17 protein-coding genes are annotated in these 18641 nt (G+C 60.6%); 6 read left to right on the top strand and 11 right to left on the bottom strand.

Annotated features, from left to right (window positions below; genetic code table 11):
• Positions 1-38 precede the first annotated feature (38 nt).
• The 4 genes from FJ428_RS16220 (at position 39) to FJ428_RS16205 (ending at position 4299) form a co-directional block, all read left to right on the top strand.
• Entirely contained in the window at positions 39-884 is an 846-nt protein-coding gene (locus FJ428_RS16220) for a hypothetical protein (protein ID WP_181167316.1), read from the top strand.
• 391 nt (positions 885-1275) lie between these two features.
• Positions 1276-1776: a hypothetical protein gene (locus FJ428_RS16215; RefSeq protein ID WP_140879772.1), complete on the top strand. Its 501-nt coding sequence runs from the start codon at positions 1276-1278 to the stop codon at positions 1774-1776.
• 342 nt (positions 1777-2118) lie between these two features.
• Positions 2119-3120, top strand: a complete 1002-nt coding sequence (locus tag FJ428_RS16210; RefSeq protein WP_181167315.1) for a nucleoid-associated protein — start codon at positions 2119-2121, stop codon at positions 3118-3120.
• A 9-nt stretch (positions 3121-3129) separates the two neighbouring features.
• Positions 3130-4299, top strand: a complete 1170-nt coding sequence (locus FJ428_RS16205; RefSeq protein WP_140879770.1) for a hypothetical protein — start codon at positions 3130-3132, stop codon at positions 4297-4299.
• Between the two features lie 170 nt (positions 4300-4469).
• On the opposite strand, the gene FJ428_RS16200 is transcribed toward FJ428_RS16205, so the two are convergent.
• From FJ428_RS16200 to FJ428_RS16190, 3 genes are all read right to left on the bottom strand, one after another.
• A complete protein-coding gene (locus FJ428_RS16200; protein ID WP_140879769.1) occupies positions 4470-5906 on the bottom strand; it encodes a hypothetical protein in 1437 nt (478 codons plus the stop codon).
• Positions 5872-7077, bottom strand: a complete 1206-nt coding sequence (locus FJ428_RS16195) for an MFS transporter (protein WP_140879768.1) — start codon at positions 7075-7077, stop codon at positions 5872-5874. Before FJ428_RS16195 ends, FJ428_RS16200 begins: the two co-directional genes overlap by 35 nt.
• A gap of 107 nt (positions 7078-7184) precedes the next feature.
• Positions 7185-8072 (bottom strand): AraC family transcriptional regulator, encoded by an 888-nt coding sequence (locus FJ428_RS16190; protein WP_140879767.1) that lies wholly within the window; start codon positions 8070-8072, stop codon positions 7185-7187.
• Between the two features lie 278 nt (positions 8073-8350).
• On the opposite strand from FJ428_RS16190, the gene FJ428_RS16185 reads away from it, so the two are divergent.
• Both FJ428_RS16185 and FJ428_RS16180 read left to right on the top strand, forming a co-directional pair.
• Complete coding sequence (locus tag FJ428_RS16185; protein ID WP_140879766.1) at positions 8351-9346, top strand: class I SAM-dependent methyltransferase; 996 nt, start codon at positions 8351-8353, stop codon at positions 9344-9346.
• Between the two features lie 11 nt (positions 9347-9357).
• Complete coding sequence (locus tag FJ428_RS16180) at positions 9358-10317, top strand: LysR family transcriptional regulator (protein ID WP_140879765.1); 960 nt, start codon at positions 9358-9360, stop codon at positions 10315-10317.
• A 43-nt stretch (positions 10318-10360) separates the two neighbouring features.
• Here the strand turns inward: FJ428_RS16180 and FJ428_RS16175 are convergent, their stop codons facing one another.
• From FJ428_RS16175 to trbE, 8 genes are read right to left on the bottom strand one after another with little or no spacing between them, the layout of a single operon-like run.
• A complete protein-coding gene (locus FJ428_RS16175) occupies positions 10361-10585 on the bottom strand; it encodes a DUF2274 domain-containing protein (RefSeq protein WP_140879764.1) in 225 nt (74 codons plus the stop codon).
• 2 nt (positions 10586-10587) lie between these two features.
• Positions 10588-11832: a TrbI/VirB10 family protein gene (locus FJ428_RS16170; RefSeq protein ID WP_181167314.1), complete on the bottom strand. Its 1245-nt coding sequence runs from the start codon at positions 11830-11832 to the stop codon at positions 10588-10590.
• A complete protein-coding gene (gene trbG, locus FJ428_RS16165) occupies positions 11829-12968 on the bottom strand; it encodes a P-type conjugative transfer protein TrbG (protein ID WP_224518971.1) in 1140 nt (379 codons plus the stop codon). The genes FJ428_RS16170 and trbG overlap by 4 nt, the downstream gene beginning before the upstream one ends.
• Positions 12965-13648: a conjugal transfer protein TrbF gene (gene trbF, locus FJ428_RS16160; protein ID WP_140879763.1), complete on the bottom strand. Its 684-nt coding sequence runs from the start codon at positions 13646-13648 to the stop codon at positions 12965-12967. Before trbF ends, trbG begins: the two co-directional genes overlap by 4 nt.
• Positions 13649-13650: 2 nt before the next feature.
• Positions 13651-15012, bottom strand: a complete 1362-nt coding sequence (trbL, locus tag FJ428_RS16155) for a P-type conjugative transfer protein TrbL (protein ID WP_140879762.1) — start codon at positions 15010-15012, stop codon at positions 13651-13653.
• Between the two features lies 1 nt (position 15013).
• Positions 15014-15415, bottom strand: coding sequence for a putative entry exclusion protein TrbK-alt (gene trbK-alt / locus FJ428_RS16150; RefSeq protein WP_140879761.1), 402 nt, complete (start codon positions 15413-15415; stop codon positions 15014-15016).
• A 10-nt stretch (positions 15416-15425) separates the two neighbouring features.
• Positions 15426-16184, bottom strand: a complete 759-nt coding sequence (gene trbJ, locus FJ428_RS16145) for a P-type conjugative transfer protein TrbJ (RefSeq protein ID WP_140879760.1) — start codon at positions 16182-16184, stop codon at positions 15426-15428.
• Positions 16181-18634, bottom strand: a complete 2454-nt coding sequence (gene trbE / locus FJ428_RS16140; protein ID WP_140879759.1) for a conjugal transfer protein TrbE — start codon at positions 18632-18634, stop codon at positions 16181-16183. Before trbE ends, trbJ begins: the two co-directional genes overlap by 4 nt.
• Between the last annotated feature and the right edge of the window lie 7 nt (positions 18635-18641).

Genomic DNA, 18641 nt, shown 5'->3' with positions numbered 1-18641 from the left:
TAATGTCCTGCGAAGATATGTTAGCAGCGTTCCTATCGATGTTCGGTCTGCCAAAAGCCTGTTTATATGGTGTAGCGGAGCGAACTGATATCAAACTGTACGAGGGGGGAAGTTTGTCTGGTTCGATTTTATCACCAAGCCTAAGAACGCTTGAGCTCTTAAAGGATGTAATCGATAGATTCCGCAAGGATGGTGGGCAAATTACCCGCACCACACTGAAGCGGACGATTGGAGACAACGAAGCATCTACTGACGCAGCCATCAGATATGGCATAAGCCAAAACTATCTCAATCAACTTACTCAAGGCTATATCAGCCTGACCAAAAGCGTCGGTGACAAAACATTCATAGTACCTGAGGAGAGTTATTATCCCGTTGTCGAGAACGTTCTTCAAGAATTATGGATCGGTAGCAATTACGACAGATCTGAGTTCCTTCTTGAGAATACGGCGAGAAAAGATAGTAAGATAATAGGTCCATGGACGAGACCGGATTTCACTCTCGTTTCACATAAGAAATTCTCCTATACGATCGGCAACGAATTTGACGTCGTTACTTTCGAAGTGAAGCGACCCGATTCGGCCAATGTTCTGGCGGTATTCGAAGCGCTTTCACACACCAGCGCTGCGACAAAGGCGTATGTGGTCTTCCCCATCGATGCAGCAATGTGGACAAAGACGGCACCCGATCAGGAGAGCCGGGTTAAGGACGAGTGCTCAAAGCACGGCGTTGGCCTTATCCTAATCGAATCCGCAAGTTCGATGCCAAAGCCTTTGCACGTCATAAAGGCGCGGCGGCGAGAGATTGACCACGAGCGCTCGAGCGACTTTCTTGGTGCAGTTTTGAGTACCAGCGGCAAGGAGCGAATAGCCAAGTGGAAGTAGGAAGGCCGCCAGGCTGGCATTTTCTGCGTCAGCGCACCTAATCCTACTCCGGCTCTCGTCGGCATATTGCGCTAGACGCTGCCCAGGCCAATTTCGGTTAGGCACGAGTCCATGTATTAGCCTTGTCAGCGATGCACCTTGGCAGGGGGCGTCCGGCTTCTCTGTTAAGATGTGTTTGAAAGACGTTCTCTCCATGGTCCCAGAGTCGCCCCCAACACCAGCTCTCGATCTTGACATTAAGAAAATGTCCGCAGTATTCGGGAAGAACTCCGAAATCTACGGTCGCATAGTCAACGACATTGCGCCTGATCTGATGAGAGACAGGTACACTTTCGAGGATTTGTCGGAGTTCGAACGCAGGTCTCGCGACGAAACGATCGGGCGAGAATACATGAAGCACATCTATTGGACGGAGATGCTTTACCGGGCGCATATGGCTGCGGTTGCATCGGTATTTCGTACGTCCAGGTGGATCAAGGTGGCGATCCGCGAACATGAGGCGGGAAGCCTATATGGCTGGGCGTCGGCATGTAGAAGCCTGATCGAATCAGCTGGCGATATAAACCACAGCTTGGGATCGGTGGCCCACACGCTCGCCTACAACAAGGATGCGATACGGGCCGAGACTTCCGGTCAGACCGGAGAGCCCATGCTGTCCGCAAAGGAGCTGGAAGACACGCTGATACATTTCACACATGCCCGGAAGGTGCTGAAGACCGAAAAGACACCGGACAGTCATAAGGCGATGCAGACCTTCCAGTACGTCGACCACGTGGACAAAATGAAGATTCCCGGCGTAAAGCCGCTCTACGCGAAACTTTGCGAGATCGTTCACCCGGCTGCCGATTCCGTGTCTTCACCTTCGTTGGCAATGCCGGAGCTTGGATCGTAGATCCGGGCAATGAGATCGTCGTCCTCGAGGCGTTGCTTTCTGAACGGCAAGACACTCTCTCGGGCGTGGTAATGGCGTCGTTTAATGCGCCGCTCTTAATCCTAAGAACCCTCCACGCGTTCGATCTTTTTACGAAGTTGTTGGGGCTAAGAAAGTACCGTTTTGATGAAATTCCTGAGTGGAAGAAAATCCAATCCGCGCTGCGATCGTAGGCCATATGCGTGTCGAAAGATGCTCCGCCTTTCTGCACGCTCGGCGCGGATATTCCCTCCGCTAATCTACGAACACTTGCCTTCGGAGCCTAACGTCTCGCATAACTGCCATCATGAGGGGGAGGATTCGATGGTCGAGCAGGTCATTCAGGTCGCGGTGCACGACCTGAAGAAGGATTCCGAGAACTTCGAAACGGTGTCAGGTAACGCGCACCTGAAGGTCTCGAAAACGGTTGAGCGGGTAGTTGGCGAGCTGCACGCGATGTATGCGAGCCGCGCCTCGAAGTCCCACGGGCGCTTCGCGGCAAGCGCCGACAACTATCCGGCACAGACCTATCTTGACGAATTCCGGAAGGGCGACTTCAAGGACTTCGCTACGCTCACGGCCAAGCTGATGACGACACTGACCGTTCAGGCGCGCCGAAAGCCCGGGGCGACGGGCGGCCACGTCCTGTTCGCGCATCTCGAAAAGGACGAGCAGCGGTATCTGCTAGTGGCGATCATCAACGATAAGCTCGGCGCGGCGCTCACCAAAAACTTTGACATTGCGTCAGTCGAACACCTCGATCTCGACGGCTTCCGCTTCGCCGGCCGGATCAACATCACTGCATGGACTAACTCGGCGGACCGTTACATCGGCTTCCTTAAGGGCAAGGGGAACGTCGCCGAGTACTTCAAGGAATTCCTCGGTTGCGACAGCACCGTTCAGGACCTCGAGGATACCAGGACACTCGTGCGCGTGCTGAACGGTTTCGCCGAGCCGGCGAAGGGTTTCGTGAAGGACAAGCAGGCTTTTCTACAGAAGGCGTACGACATCTGCCAGCGATACATCCGAGACAACGAGCCTTTGGATCTTGAGACATTCTCCAACGAGCTGTTTCCAGATAATCCGAAAGAACTCGCCAAAACGCTTGGTGATCCGGATGTCGGACTTAGCGACGGCTTCGTTCCGAAGAAACGAGCACTGTCGCCGATGGTGAAGTTCTCCGCGAAGACCCGACTCTGGTCGGTCGAATTCAATCGGCAGGCCCTCACCGACGGCAAGATTGTCTATAATGACGACAAGAAGACCCTGACTTTCACCGAACTCCCTGCCGAACTGATCGAAAGACTGGAACACGATCAGGAGTAGTGTAGCCTCATGATCACGTTCGACCAGCTGATAGCCCTCTACCGCAACACGGAGTTCTCGAAGGATGGCTCTGCGGGCAAGTTGACGGTCCGCGATTACAGCATCGTGGAAACGCTGAAGCAGATTGAAAACGATGAGAAGGCGTTCGACGACGCGGCATTCACGGTCGATTCAGCGTCTTCGATCCTCATAGGCGCGACCGTTAGCGTCGAGATCGGCGCTCCGCGCACAGGACTTGGCTTCCTTGCGCTCAACCTCGACCGGCTGCTCGAGAACCGTCGCAACCGCATAGGCGAGCCGGAGCGCTACTACCTGATCGATGAAAGGTTCGCCTACAACGATACCGTCGTCCCCGACTCCGTCGCGCGCTACCGGAATGCATTGCGCCTGGTCCGCACCTTAAAAGAGGCGGCTGCCTTTCTCGACCCATACCAGGCCGAGATGCTGTTCCTCGGCCCGATCCGGCTGATGGTCCCCGTAGATTTCAAGTCATCGGACCTTGTCTCCTTAAACTCCATGCTGGTCGACGAGTTCGAGAACTTCGTCATGCAGAAGGTGCACAAAGACCAGAAAACTGCGATCGTCGCTACTACCCTCATTGAGACGTGCCGCACTCATCCCGACGGCGAGCGCTTCAAGTACCTTCTTCGACACCTTCGGGACTTCGTCACGAAGTGTGAGGACAGCTACAGGCTGTTCGCGTCGGAGTTCTCGTACGACAAGATCCGGGGGAAGGCGGAAGAGGCCATCGCGGACTACACCGGTAAGATTCATAAAACATTCCACGACATCCAGAACCAGATAATGGGCATTCCCGTCGCGAGTGTGATAATCGCCACCCAGCTCAAACCCGCAACTCAATGCGACGTGAATTTTTGGGCGAACTTGGCTATCTCGCTGGGTGCAACGCTGTTTGTTGCCCTTCTGGCGTTTGCCATCGTCAACCAGCTGCTGACGCTGTCGACGATAGACGACGATCTGACCCGACAGAAGACAAAGCTAAACGGCGACTACTCCGTCGTCGCCGCGGAGTTCCTCCCTCTTTATCGCAAGCTGGAAAACCGGATTACACTTCACCGATTCGCTCTTAGCATCATCCTTCTCGTCTGCTTGCTCGGTGCGCTACTCACCTGGCGCATTTTTTTTCAGCTGACAACTCTGATGCCGTGGGCGTGCTGAGAGCGCCGTTCGGGCGACGCTATGGAAAGACTCGTTCGATTGGGGCGCACGGCAGCCATCCGGTTCACTAGAACGGACTGTCCTCTTTCGGCGAAGGCAAAGTTTGCCTGAACGGCCGATTAGGCGCGAAGCAGCCATTAGCAATCGGCGGTGGAAGCGCATAAAACATTTCAGGAAAAAGCCCATTCCTCGTCGGCCGGCGTGACCAACCCCTGCCGCAACCGGCTGTGAAGTTCATGCCACCACGGGTCAGTCACAAAGCCCTTCATGCTTCCGCATGCCTCGGCGAAGGAAATGTCGCCCAAACGGTCGATGAGATCACTCATCCCGCCGTTCATGCCATTTAGGAACAGCTCGAACGGATCATCATCACACTCAACGACCCGATGTCCCCAAGCGCCCGGAACGTCGTCGGTCGCGAGAGCCTGCTGAAGATCTCCATCCACGCCTGCGGCCTCGAGCGCCCGGCAGACGACATAGCGCATCAGGGGGTAGTAGATTGGCTGATAGCTGCCTCCAAGCGCGCGCACGCCGGGCAGGATCGACAAAACCAGAAACATCAGCAGGAGATTCGGGACAAGGCTGCGGTTTGCCAGCCGCTCGAGGATGTCGGGGGCTGTGAAGCACGCCACCTTCATACCGGTCGCAGGATCGATGAGTTCGCCGGCGACGAGACGCAGCGGACGGCGTTTGCCATTTTCATAGAACCAAAAGAAATCAGTACCCCGAGCGAGCCAGCCACTCCAGGGGCCAGACGCGAGCCCGTCGAGGCCGGCAAGGATATTGGAAGCGAACTTCGGGTCTTCCAGCAGTCTCATGCGTAGCCAGGAATTTTCGTCCGACAGATGATCAGCCACCAGGTCGGCAACATCTTCGTCGTCGATCTGCAGGAAGGCAAAGCGGCCTCCGAACATTTTTGGCCAGAGGAGCTGATTGGCTGCCTTGATGGCATGCGCGGGCCGCTCGAATTGCGTCTTCGGCAGAAAGCTGCGAAGCAGCCCGAGTGCGTCTTCCCCCGTGTTTGACTCCGTCGGCAACAACTCGAACCTATAGGGACCCTGCCCGGCTAACAGGCTGTATCCGATCATCCGGCTTCGGCTGAGGCCGAAGACGTTGATCGGCTTCCCGTCAACGGTGAGCCAGCCTGGCCCCTTGCGTGGCTTTTCAACGAGGTTCACCGTCGAAACGGCGTAGGAAACATAGGTCGAACAGCCATGCGCCGAGAGGCCCAGGAGGCTGAAGATGTGTGTGTAATAGGCTTCCGGCTCCATGAGGAGAAACAAATGAGGGCCTGTCTGCATCACACGGCGCTTTTCGAATTCTCTGCAGATTTGTGAAACGGCATTGAGGGGCAATCCGTTTCGCTCCCCAGCGTTCTTGATCGCGTCGAGCACCTTGGTAAGGGCGTGACGGCGAATTTCCGGCACGGCTTTCGGAGCTGGCGCCTCGAACAGGCGAAACGCATAGTCGCGTATCGGCCGGGAATAATATGGGCTCATCCAGGGGTAGAGTGCCGTCAGCGACCCCAGGACTGCATGTTTCGCATCTGCACCTGCCGTTAGCTCTTCCACCTCACGATTCACCTTTTTCTTGCGGCTGAACGGCACCGACGCTCAAACACGAAATACTGATGAGGAGCACCACTCCGAAGCTGAAGAATATCGTCGAAGGAAATGCTCGATCTCCTACAGCGGCGCCGATGCCGAAGACGAGTAACCCGAGCGCCACGGCCACACTGTGCATGATGCCTTTGGCCCGGCCCAACAGATAAACGGATACATGCGACTGCAATGTGACTTCAACGCTGACGCGTCCAAGATTGTATAGAAATCCGAGCGCGGCAAAAAGGACCACTGTCCAAGGCGAGCTTAGATATGCCAACGCCATGAGTACCAGCGCCGTTAAGCCCAAAAGCATGAGATGCAGCGCATGAGTGCTCATCGCTCTTTCAATTCGGATTAGAATGACCGCGCCGATCAGTGAGCCCGCCGACCATGCAGCCTCGAGGTAGCCGAAATCCACGGCAGTACCCTTCTGCTCCTGGAAGACGAAACTCGATCCCAGGACGCTGACAAGCACCGCGCCAGTGTAGAGAAGCGCGTAGACGACGATGAGACGACGCAGGCTCGGATCGATTTGTGCCGCAGAGATTTTGGCGATGCGGACATCGCGCGAAACCGGTTCCAGCCGCATCAAGGCAAGGCAGCCCGCTGAAAATAGGAAGAAGGCAGCAAGAACGGTGAATGGCAGGGCTGGGGAGCGCTCATGCAGCAACGGCCCTGCAAGCAGAGCTGCGCCGAGATTGCCGAACTGCATGACGAAGAAGACGGCGGAATTCGAGGCTACAAGATCGCGGCCGCCGGCTATCACGGGGATCATTGATTGAGAGCTCGTTAGCGCGACACGGTCGCAAAACGAAAAGAGGACCGCTGACAGGCAGATAATCAGAAACACGTCCATGTAGAGGAGCGCGCAAGCTGTCGCCATCATGACGACGAAGCGGCCGAGGTCTGCCGATACGTTCAAGCATCGCCTGTCAAATCGATCCGCCGCTAGGCCGGCCAAAGGGCTCGCGATGAATTCGACAATGCTTGCGATCGCAAGGAAAGTCGCCACGCCGGCAGTTCCGTATCCTCGCTCGACGAGAATCCAGGCGGATGCGATGTAGTAGCCGTTTCGGGCAACAGCCGCCGATAGCGTGCTCGCCAGGAATCCCACGCGGGGATTGGACCGGTCGGCCCGCCCCTTGGCATGATGAATTCGAACCAGGTTCGACATGAGCGGCTCATCCAGGCTGACCGCCGATGGATACCTTGTTCCGCCAAGCCTGCTTTACTGTGATGTTGGGGTTTTCCGATACTTGCTGAGAACCGACAATCGGCGGCCTAGATTCTGCACTGACGACGAAATTCCGTGGGGGCCGCGCCGAAGGCCCGCTTAAAGGCGGTCGTGAAATGGCTCGAACTGCCGAAACCACATTCCATCGCGATCTCCGTCGCCGACAAATTGGTCGATCGCAGCATATCCGCGGAGTGCTCCAATCGGCGCTGCGCAATGAATGCGTGCGGCGTCATGCCAGTCGACTGCTTGAAGGCCCTCCAGAAATGGAACCGGCTAATCCCAACCTCTTTTGCCAAATCGGCGAGCGTAGGTCTGCCGCCCGACAAGGCCTCGATCATTCCCACCGCTCGCTTGAGATCGAACGATGACAAACCGCCTTTTGCCGGTTCCCGGTGGACGCCGTTCAACCTGAACATTTGCCCGAGCAATTGCGTGGCCTGGCACTCCACTATCGTTGCGCTGATGGGGTCAGGCTGCTTGAGCTCCAAGACAATCCTCTGCAACGCCAATTCTACAGTGGTGTCCCGAAATCCGATCGAAGGCGGCAGCACTTCCGCGCGATTGCGAGCCATTCCCGCAAACACGTCGTCAGCGAACCCTTTTTCAATCGAGACCAGGAGGTAGGAAGCGGTCGCGTCCCCCTCGTCCCACCCATTCCAATCACTGCCGGCGGGCATGAAGATTATCGAACCGGCCCGGCGCGGCAAAAAGGCAATCCGGCGCCCGTCCACAATGTCTTCTCCGCGGCTCGCCGTGCCCTTCAGGTTCATCAAGAACACATGGTTTGGCTGGAGGATTCTTGTCTCCTGGCGCTCAAGCCCGGTTCTTTTGACCACGTCCGCCCGCACGCTCCCCCAACTCTCATACTTGTGGGCAAGCGACTGGTGCTGTGAATGGCGGTTCTCGGTCGGGTCGAGGGCAAGAGTATTCACGTATCCACAGTCTCCTTACTGGCGAGTGGCCAGTCGTTGCGTGATGTGGCGAACCATGGGTTGCTGAACAACACGCAAATAACTCTGGATTGGTAGAAGATGTGACTTTAGCGAAAAAATGACAATCGAGTGAAAGCCGCCAGTATCCGGCTGGCCTACCAGTTGGCACAGCCAATACTTGAGCGCGGTGAAATATTAGACCACACTTATCTTAGTGGAATTTCCCCCGTCGACGTATCGGCATCTCACCAATGGAACGGTGCTGGAGGCATACTGCGATGCGTGGACTCGACGACTTTCTGGCTGAGTGCGACCATGGTCCGCGGATCAACGGACTCGCCGGCTTTTTCGCGGCGACCGCGGCCGGGAAGAGCGGGATGCCAATCCGCAAGCCCATCGCCGACGCCCGCCTTCTGCCGAGCGATGAACTGCTGCGCGGCTTGGTTGCCCTGCATGCGGCACGACAAGGTTTTTTCGACCAGCACTACCACGGCAGCATTCCCTACAGACTAGAGGAAGAGTGTCGGATGGCCTACACAGTGCTGAAATATGCCCGTCATCGTGGCGCTCCGCTTTCGCTATACAGCCTTGGAACGGCGGAAGGCACGATGGCGAGAACGTTGTCGGAACTGTCCGAGGGACAGATACGCACGCTGTCGTGCAGCCCAAACGCTGAGAACTACACAAGCTTCATGGCCTATGGCGAACCATCGCACGCCGACTTCTTCATTGGCCCCTTCCATAAGTTGACCAAGGACGTCCTGAGCTCGGGTCCGCGACTGGCAAATTTCGCGCACGGGTTCGATATTATTCTCGAAGATACGACCTTTCAGATGTACTCGCCAAACAGAGCAAGCCAGATCGAGTTCGTGACCCAGCACCTCAAGCACGACGGAATCTTCGTCTTCGTCGAGAAGTTCCGGGCTGCCGAGGAGCCGGATTACCGGCGCCGCGAATACCAGAAGGATTTTGGCTTCAAGGCGCGCTATTTTCCCCCAGACGAAATCGAGAAGAAGCAGACCCTCGTTCTGGATACGATGTTCGGCAATGAGGTCACTTTGGCGCAGATGGCTGACGCAATACACGCGCATTTCAGCCACTGCGCCCTGACCTGGAACAGCGGAAATTTCTGTAGCCTCGCTGCGAGCAATAGCGAGGAAAATCTGAACCGGTACCTCTCCCAGCTGGCCACGCCAGCCATTCCGCACGAGTATGTCTACGAAACCAGCTTGTATCCGACCCTGCCGGTGAGCCGCGCCGCCGGGCAGGAATAGGCTCCGGGGCCTTGGGACAGGTCAACAACACGCTCCGCCGTTTGGACCATGTCTTCGCAGCTGTCGACCATGGCAGCCTCAGGCAGGCTGCAAGAGTTCTCAGAGTGAGGGAATCCTGTGTCAGCCGCAACATCGTTGCGCTGGAGCAGTTGCTGGACATGCAGTTGTTTGACCGCGACGTCCATGGCGTTCGGCTGACCGAGGCGGGTCGGGACTGGGTCGACCTTGTCCGCGCTCATTATGAAGGCTTGCGCGATGCCCTGGCCGGAAGTAGTCGCGGTCACCAGGATGCCAAAACGGTCAGGATAGGGTTATGCGCCCAGATGGGGCGCACGTTCGTGGCACGTCTCATCGATCGTTTTGGCCGTTTGCATCCGGACGTGTGCGTCGCGATCGAAGACGTTCCAGTCGAACAATGCCTGGCGGCTATACGCCGCCGGCGCCTCGACATCGTCTTTACGCATGGACTTGAGAACGCCGCATTATGCCGTAGCGAGATATTTGCGCACGAGCGCTTGTTCGTTCTCCTGCCCTGTTACCATCCGCTGGCCAAGAGGCCTGCGATCACATGGGCAGATCTTGCAGATACGTGCCTGCTGGTTTCAAGCGGATCGCCGCAGGATCTGGGTTTGATGGAGCATATCGCTGCGAATGGTGGCCCCACTGTCCAGATATGTCGCGCCAGCGAAGCAACGGTCATCCTCAAGGTGCAACTCGGTCAAGGCGTGACTCTGGCGGGCGAGGGTTTTGCCAGCACAGTCGCTATCGACGCCACGGTGTGGAAACCCATCAGTGGCCTGAGCAGCATCAGTTCGATCAAGGCAGTGTGGCTGGAATCGAACCCAAAGCGCGCGCTTTTGCGGCTGGTTGGGACCGCAAGAAATATGGTGACAGGAACGCGACCCGGGCCTACCCCCGTCAATGCAGGAAGTACGGAACGCCGCGGCGCGATTTCTGAAGTCACGCCATGACTGGGAGGCGCGACTGACCCGGTTCGCCTCAGTGGTACGGCCTCTAACCACCGTCCGAACGCTTTGCCTTGGCAAAGCCCCGATCCGTCGCAATGAACCGTTCCAGCATCGCAACGATGAGGCGCGGCGCATCGGCTGGCCGTTGGCCCGCTTCGCGACCGAGGATCTCGGCATAAGCAGCCAGATCGCGGTGCAGTGCCGCAGGGAGTTCCACCATGACCTTGACGGGTTTGTCGTCGGCGATTGGTCCCAGTTTCAGCTTGGCCATTTTCAGCCTCCGTAAGGTTCGAGCACGAGATCGCGTGTGACGATGACGCGCACCGGGAATCCCGGTCGGATGGTGAGCGTCGGCGCTATGTTGAGCTGCCGCTGGACGATCTGCTGTCCTGTCTGGCTGATGCTGTCCGAAGCGCCCTGGCGCAGCGCGCGCACGACGTCGCTTTCCTCGCCCGATGAGCCTGCTTGCGCCCCGATGCTCAGAACCGTGGAAAGTGCTGCAGCCTTGAACAGTTCGCCCCAGTGATAGTCGACGCCATCCTCGACACCAGCATAACCGTCGGCATCCGCGCCGGGCTCACGCTCCAGAACGATGGAACGGCCGTTCGGAAAAATCAGCCTGGTCCAGACCAGCAACACGCGACGCTGGCCGAAACCGACACCATTGTCATACTGGCCGATGAGGCGCGTCCCTTGGGGAATGAGGCGGATTTGTCCGGTGGGGCTGTCATAGACATTCTCCGTCACCTGCGCGGTAATCTGACCCGGGAGGTCGGAACGAATGCCGGTGATGAGGGCGGCTGCGATGACCGCGCCCGCCTGCAGGACGTTCTTCGACGCCGGCGCCGCGACGCGATCGGCCGAGACGGTGCGTTTGTCCGGTGGCTGATCTAGGAATGCGCGCTGGCGGTCCTGCGCCGAGGGCGTCGCTGGCTGCGGCGCGAGGCCAAGGCTGGCGAGATCGGGCCTTGGCATGGTCTCTGTCGTGGCTTGAGCGGCAGTCGCCTCACCCGCAGGCCGCGTTTGCGTGGACGCGAACAGTCGCGCGGTCCTCGCCGCTTCCAGTTCCTGCTCCCGGCGCTGCTCCTCCGGGTCCGGGCCGATGGGGCCTGTCGATGGCGCGGGGCCGCCATTCTGTGCGGCGAGGATCGGGCGGCCGAGATCGCCGGGAAGCGGTGGGCCAAGCTTCGGAACGCCCGCATAGTCCTTTGGCAGGCCGGCGAGCCCATCGGGCGTCGAGCGATTGTCGGTCGAATACAGCTCCTGCCCCTGCCCTTGTTGACGGTTCTGAAGTGCGTAAATCAGCGCGCCGCCGACAGTTAGGCTTGCGGCGAGCCCCAATCCGGCCAGCGCCTTGCGCGACAGACGCGTCACGCGCGGCGGCTCGGCGCGCAGCCGCATGGCCGCGGCCGGCTCGCCTGTCAACGGCCGGGCGTCTTCCTCGACCGGCGCCTCCGGCCGGGCGTCATTCATCGGTCCCCGGCCTTCTTCCTTCCCGGGATTCAATCTGTCGCTCATGATGGCGACCCTCCGCTGTCTGTTCGGAGGTTCGTCGCTTGCGGGGTCTCACCAGGGCCACGCATCCATGAAAATCGACTGCTCCTAACCCCATCGGTGCGTGAGATGCGGATGCGCTGCTGGTTCTTGCCTGCGCCGAAGCGCAACTCGGCGGCGGCAAACAGCCGGTCGACGATCATGTAGTTGCCGCGCACGCGATAGTTCACCAGTTCGGACGTGTCGCCTTCCGGCCCGACCACGAAAAGTGGCGGCATCTCGCCCTGGCCGATGCCTCGCGGAAACTCGATGAACACCTGCTTGCCATCGTCGAAGGCGCGCAACGGCCGCCACGGTGCGCGATCGCCTGTCACCTGGTAGCGGAAATTGACACGAGCGAGATCGATGCCGGTCGAGACCGGCTGTGCAGCTTCGGCCTCCTGGTTCTGACGGCGCAAGGCAATGAGTTGGTCCTGCGGGTATTGCCAGGAAACCGACGCCATATAGGTCGACGGCGTCGAGCGCAGTTCCATGTGATAGGTGCGCCGATCGGTATTGATGACGAGATTGGTTATCAGTTCAGCGCGCGTCGGCTTGACCAGGATGTGGACCTGCTTGGTCCCGCCCGTACCGCTCTCGGTATCACCGATGATCCAGCGCACGGTGTCGCCGGCGGCGACGGGACCGGAGCCGACGAGCTGCTCGCCGGGCTGGAGCGCGATGTCAGTGATCTGCCCAGGCGAGGCATAGACCTGATAGAGGGCGCCATCGACGAATGGATAGACCTGCATCGAGTTGATGAAGCCGTTGCGCACCGGCTGGACGCGCGCGGCCGCATTGGCCAGGTTCACGCGCGCGGTCGGATCGGTCGGTTCCGGCTCGGGCTTTGCGTCCTTGCCGACCGGCTTCAACTGGCCTGGGAGCGGCAGCGGCTTTGACAACTCGACCACCTTGACGGGCGGGGGCGGATCGACGGCCTGCACGGCCGGCACCGGATCGTCATAGGAAATCTCCGGCGGCTTCTGCCTGGTGGCACAGCCTGCAAGCGCCGAAGTGCAAAGCAGAAGTGCTGGAAAGGCTATCTTGCGGAAAGCCGGCACTGCGTGGATGAGGAAAGTTGGACACCCCCAGTGGGCGGCCTTGAAGAGTGCGGGCGTCATTGTCCAAGCTCCTTCGACCAGTTGATAGCGTTGATGTAGATGCCGAGCGGGTTCTTCCTCAGCGCGTCCGCGTCGCGCGGGGGCTGCACGACAATTGTGAGGATCGCAGACCAGCGCTCCGTGGAAGCGAGGGAGCCGTCCTGATAGCGGCGTTCGACCCAGGCGACGCGGAAGCTCACCGGCGATGCGCGGATGACCGACGACACGTCGACGGCGACCTGTTGCTTGCCGACCTTGGTGAATGGGTCATTGGCGCGCGCATAGTCGTTGAGTGCCAGCGCCCCGCCCTGCGCCGTGAAGTCGTAGGCGCGCAGCCAGTTCTGCCGCACGATGATTGGATCGGCGGGGATCGACCTCACCTGTTCGATGAAGTGCGCCAGGTAGAAGGCAATCTGCGGATCGTTCGGCTGATAGTCGCCGACCGCAGGGGCGACAGCCTGCGCCTGGCCGAGACGATCGACCTGCACCACCCAGGGCACGATCGAGCCGTTGGCGGATTGCCAGACGAGCGCGGCGGAGAACCCGGCGGCGAGCGCCAGGGAACCGAAGGCCATGTAACGCCAATTGCGCGCCTGCACGCGAGCGGAACCGATGCGCTCGTCCCAGACCTGGGCAGCGCGCTGGTAGGGCGTCTCGGGTTGTGGGGATTTGCCGTAGTGCGTGGACGGTCGTTTGAACATGCTTAGTCTCTTTCAGAGAGGTTGATCGAGGAGCCGCCGCCATGGCTGTCACCACTGCGAACAGCGTGGGCGGCGGCCTGAACGCCATGGGTCATGCGTTGCGAGCGCTTCATGCGCTTCGCCCAGGCGGGCTGACTCTCGGTGGCGGAGGACGCGGCGGGAGCGGAGCCGGCTTCGGCAGCGCTCGCGCCGACTGTGCCTGCGGTGGATGATCCGCCCGTCGTCTCGAAGGCAGCGCGAGCGCCGGACTGGTAGCTGTGCTTCATGCTGCCTGCCGCATTATTGGCCGCGCGCTTCAGCGGTGAGATGGCGCCCTGAGCGCCCGCGTTCATGACACCGCCGAGCCCGGATGCGACGCCGGAAAAGCCAGACTCTCCGGCCGCGCCGAGGCCGTAGGCTGTGGATGCCCTGCCCGCGGTCGCGGCACCGCCGCGGGCCGCCGCTGCAGCACCGCCGCTGGCAGCCGCGCCGCCGGACATGACGGCGCCGGCGGCCGCAGCGCCCACTGCTGCCATGCCGCCGGCGGCGAGCCCGGTGCCGACCGCCGCGCCCGCGCCGAGCTGCGGGCCGCCGGAGACGAGACCGTTGGCAATGCCCGGTCCAAAGATGCCAAGGCCGAGCAGCGACAGCGCTGCCAGCACGATCGCCATGGCATCGTCGATCGACGGCGTGTTGCCGCTGAAGCCTGCGGTGAACTCGGAAAAGAGGGTCGAGCCGATGCCGATGATGACGGCGAGCACCAGCACCTTGATGCCGGACGAGATGACGTTGCCAAGCACCCGCTCGGCCATGAAGGCCGATTTGCCGAACAGACCGAAGGGAATCAGCACGAAACCGGCGAGCGTCGTCAGCTTGAACTCGATCAGCGTGACGAAGAGCTGGATTGCCAGGATGAAGAAGGCGAGCAGCACCAGCGCCCAGGCGAAGAACATGCAGGCGATCTGGATGAAGTTCTCGAAGAAGGACCAATAGCCCATCAGGTTCGAGATCGAGTCCAGCAAGGGCCAGCCGGCGTCGAGTCCGGTCTGGGCCACCTTGCCCGGGCGCATGAGGTCCCCGACGGCAAAACCCGTTCCGGAGGCCTTCAAGCCAAGCCCGGCGAAGCTTTCGAAGACGATGCGGGCGAGATTGTTCCAGTTGGAAATGAGATAGGCGAAGACGCCGACGAACAGCGTCTTCTTGACGAGGCGCGCCATGATGTCGTCGTCGGCCCCCCAGGACCAGAAGAGCGCCGCCAACGTCACGTCTATAACAATCAGGGTCGTGGCGATGAAGCCGACCTCGCCGCCGAGCAGGCCGAAGCCGCCGTCGATGTAGCGCGTGAAGACTTCAAGGAAATGATCGATGACGCCCATGCCGCCCATGTCAGCGAGCCTCCGCCCGGGGCGGCTCGACCTGCATCGCGGGAGCGGTCACATCCGCCCGCCCTCCTTCTTTCCGGATTGGGTCCGCTGACGCGGGCAAGTCAGGGAACAGCGTCGTCGGGGTAACCGGAGCAGGCGCGGTTGCCGAGTCACGTTGACCGAGAAACCGGCGCCGGCTCTCTACCCACGCTTTCAGGCAGCCGGGATCGCGAGGACCGGCTTCGCCGATCCCGGAACAGCGGCGCAGTTCGGCCGCGAGTGGGTCTTGTGACGCGATAGAACGGTCCCGCGTCGCAAGGGCGGCAGGCCCATCGTCCCTGCTGCTCATCTCGATTGCGGTCACTGTCAAAGCAACCGCGATAAAGACGACCGCGCCGATGCGAGCGAGGATCTTGCCATCCATCGTGCCGGCCTCAGTTCTTGCCATAGAACATCTGCGCACCGCCGGGCTGGTAGCCCGAGCCCTGCGTCAGGAAGCGGCGGCGCTGCTCGCGGCCTTGGTCGGCGGCGGTGGCCTGTTCGGCCGATTGCAACGCCTGCGCCCGACCGTTCGCTGCGACGACCGCGGTGAGATCGGCCAGCTGCTGCGCCTGAAGCGCGAGCAGCTGGTTGCCGGCCTGTGTTGCCTGAAGCGCTCCGGTCGCACCCTGGCTCTGGCCGACCAACGCCGACATCTCACTGCGGTTGGTGTCGATGTTGCCGACGACGCCTGCCTGCACCCGCATGGCGTCCTGAAGGCCGCCAACCGTGTTGCTCCAGCGCGAGCGCGCGTCGGCGACCAGTTGCTGATCCGAAGCCGACAGCGAGACGTTGCCGTATTTCTGCTGGAAGGCCTGATCGATCTGCTCGACGTCATAGGCAATATTCTGCGCCTGCCCGAGCAACTGCTGGGTCCGCTGCACCGACTGCTGGAGCTGCTGCAGCGATGAGAATGGCAGGCCTGCGAGATTGCGGGCCTGGTTGATGAGCATCTGCGCTTCATTCTGAAGCGAGGTGATCTGGTTGGTGATCTGCTCGAGTGAGCGCGCTGCCGTCAGGACGTTTTGCGTATAGTTCGTGGGATCGAAAACGATCAAGGCCTGTGCCGGTGTAGCCAGCATGGGCGAGAGCGCGACGGGAGCGGCAAGCAGCGCGGCGGCGAACCGCATGCCAACGGAACGGGGCATTTTCATGGGGACTTCTCCTTGTTGGTGAGGGCGGGGCTGGTTGGTGCGGGAACGAGTTCAGCGGCCCAGCCGACGCCACGGTGGTTGAGCCAGGCAGCGAGGAAACCGTCGCGGCCATGCTCGGCGACGATGCGGGCGATCGCGACCTGGTCGGTCTTCGCGGATACGGCGCAAAGCGCGAGTGCCACATCCGCCAAGCCGAGCTCGAACAGCCGGTTGCCGCGACGGGACTGGCAGTAATAGTCGCGCTTGGGCATCGCCCGCGCGATGATCTCGATTTGCCGGTCGTTGAGGCCGAAGCGGCGGTAGATCGACGTGATCTGCGGCTCGATTGCGCGCTCGTTCGGCAGCAGAAGCCGGGTCTGGCAGCTCTCGATGATCGCGGGCGCGATCGCAGAGCCATCGATATCGCTGAGCGACTGCGTAGCGAAGATGACGCTGGCGTTCTTCTTGCGCAGTGTCTTCAGCCATTCGCGGAGCTGGCCGGCAAAACCCTCATCGTCAAGCGCAAGCCAGCCCTCGTCGATGATAAGAAGGGTTGGCGAGCCATCGAGCCGGTCCTCGATGCGATGGAAGAGATAGGACAGGACCGCGGGCGCAGCACCCGTTCCGATCAGCCCTTCGGTTTCGAATGCCTGCACCGACGCCGATCCGAGATGCTCGCGCTCGGCATCGAGCAACCGGCCGTAGGGACCGCCGACGCAATAGGGGCGCAATGCCTGCTTGAGATCATTTGATTGCAGCAGCACGACCAGACCGGTGATGGTGCGCTCCTCGACAGGCGCGGAGGCCAGCGAACTCAACGCCGTCCAGATATGCTCCTTGACCTCAGGGGTGATCGTCACATTCTCGCGCGTCAGGATCGCCACGATCCAGTCGGCGGCCCAGGCGCGCTCGGGGACATCGTGAATGCGGGCGAACGGCTGCAGGCTGACACTGTCGATCGCGCCATCGCTGAGATCGCCACCGAGATCATGCCAGTCGCCGCCCATGGCGAGTGCGGCCGCGCGGATCGAACCGCCGAAATCGAAGGCGAAAACCTGTGACCCCGCATAGCGGCGGAACTGCATCGCCATCAGCGCCAGAAGCACGGACTTGCCCGCGCCGGTCGGGCCGACGATCAGCGTATGGCCGACGTCGCCGACGTGAAGCGAAAGCCGGAACGGGGTCGAGCCTTCGGTCTTGCCGAAGAGCAGAGGGGGCGCTGCAAAATGCTCGTCCCGTTCCGGCCCCGCCCACACCGCGGAAAGCGGGATGATGTGGGCGAGATTGAGGGTGGAGATGGGAGGTTGACGGACGTTGGCGTAGACATGACCCGGCAGGCTGCCGAGCCAGGCGTCGACGGCGTTGATGGTTTCGATGATCGCCGTGAAATCGCGGCCCTGGATGACCTTTTCGACGAGCCGCAGTTTTTCGTCAGCGGCGCGGGGATCCTCGTCCCACACCGTCACCGTGGCGGTGACGTAAGCCATGCCGGCATAGTCGGCGCCGAGCTCCTGCAGCGCCATGTCGGCGTCGGCGGCCTTATTCGCGGCGTCGGTGTCGACGAGGACGGACGCCTCGTTGGTCATCACTTCCTTGAGGATGGCGGCGACCGATTTGCGCTTGGCGAACCATTGACGCCGGATCTTTGTCAGCAGCCTGGTCGCGTCGGTCTTGTCGAGCAGGATCGCGCGTGTCGACCAGCGATACGGAAACGCCAGCCGGTTCAGTTCGTCGAGCAGACCCGGCGTGGTCGCGGTCGGGAAACCCGTGACCGTGAGAACGCGCAGATGCAACGCGCCAAGCTGGGGCTCGAGCCCGCCGGTCAGCGGCTGGTCGGCCAGCATGGCGTCGAGATACATCGGCGTTTCGGGAACGCGGACACGATGACGATTGGTCGAGACGCAGCCATGCAGATAAGTCAGCGTCTCGGCGTCATCGAGCCAGCGGCACTCCGGCATGAAGGCTTCGACAAGGTCCAGGACGCGGTCGCTGCGGTCAGTGAACCCGGTCAGCACCGCGTTGGGGTCGAGGCCCTTCTTCACGCGACCTTCGTAGAGCCAGCTTTCCGCTCGCGCGGTGTCTTCGGCGGGCGCAAGATAGGTGAGCGTCAGGAAGTAGCTGGACTCGAAATGCGCGCCGGTCTCCTCGAAGCCCGCCTTTCGTTCCGCATCGACCAACATGGAGGCCGCATCCGGAAAGTGGCTGTCGGGATAGCGGGTCGAGGCATGGCGCTGCGCCTCGACGAAGATTGCCCAGCCGGAGCCGAGACGGCGCAAGGCATTGTTGAGCCGGCCGGCGACGGCGACCAGTTCGGCCGGCACGGCGCTGTCGAGATCAGGACCGCGAAAGCGCGCGGTGCGCTGGAAGCTGCCGTCCTTGTTGAGGACGATTCCGGCGCCGACCAATGCCACCCAGGGCAGGAAGTCGGCGAGCCGGCTGCTACGATTGCGATATTCGGCAAGATTCATCATCCAATTG

This window comes from Mesorhizobium sp. B2-8-1, from assembly GCF_006440955.1.
Classification (GTDB): Bacteria; Pseudomonadota; Alphaproteobacteria; order Rhizobiales; family Rhizobiaceae; genus Mesorhizobium.
Note: the sequence above shows the minus strand (reverse complement) of the source record. Positions and strands in the feature narration are given on the sequence as shown.

Excerpts from the sequence above, each read along its gene's own strand:
- FJ428_RS16220 (WP_181167316.1), top strand. The coding sequence starts at position 39 with ATGTTCGGTCTGCCAAAAGCCTGTTTATATGGTGTAGCGGAGCGAACT.
- FJ428_RS16215 (WP_140879772.1), top strand. The coding sequence starts at position 1,276 with ATGAAGCACATCTATTGGACGGAGATGCTTTACCGGGCGCATATGGCT.
- FJ428_RS16210 (WP_181167315.1), top strand. The coding sequence starts at position 2,119 with ATGGTCGAGCAGGTCATTCAGGTCGCGGTGCACGACCTGAAGAAGGAT.
- FJ428_RS16205 (WP_140879770.1), top strand. The coding sequence starts at position 3,130 with ATGATCACGTTCGACCAGCTGATAGCCCTCTACCGCAACACGGAGTTC.
- FJ428_RS16195 (WP_140879768.1), bottom strand. The coding sequence starts at position 7,077 with ATGTCGAACCTGGTTCGAATTCATCATGCCAAGGGGCGGGCCGACCGG.
- FJ428_RS16185 (WP_140879766.1), top strand. The coding sequence starts at position 8,351 with ATGCGTGGACTCGACGACTTTCTGGCTGAGTGCGACCATGGTCCGCGG.
- FJ428_RS16175 (WP_140879764.1), bottom strand. The coding sequence starts at position 10,585 with ATGGCCAAGCTGAAACTGGGACCAATCGCCGACGACAAACCCGTCAAG.
- FJ428_RS16170 (WP_181167314.1), bottom strand. The coding sequence starts at position 11,832 with ATGAGCGACAGATTGAATCCCGGGAAGGAAGAAGGCCGGGGACCGATG.
- trbG (WP_224518971.1), bottom strand. The coding sequence starts at position 12,968 with ATGACGCCCGCACTCTTCAAGGCCGCCCACTGGGGGTGTCCAACTTTC.
- trbF (WP_140879763.1), bottom strand. The coding sequence starts at position 13,648 with ATGTTCAAACGACCGTCCACGCACTACGGCAAATCCCCACAACCCGAG.
- trbL (WP_140879762.1), bottom strand. The coding sequence starts at position 15,012 with ATGGGCGGCATGGGCGTCATCGATCATTTCCTTGAAGTCTTCACGCGC.
- trbK-alt (WP_140879761.1), bottom strand. The coding sequence starts at position 15,415 with ATGGATGGCAAGATCCTCGCTCGCATCGGCGCGGTCGTCTTTATCGCG.
- trbJ (WP_140879760.1), bottom strand. The coding sequence starts at position 16,184 with ATGAAAATGCCCCGTTCCGTTGGCATGCGGTTCGCCGCCGCGCTGCTT.
- trbE (WP_140879759.1), bottom strand. The coding sequence starts at position 18,634 with ATGATGAATCTTGCCGAATATCGCAATCGTAGCAGCCGGCTCGCCGAC.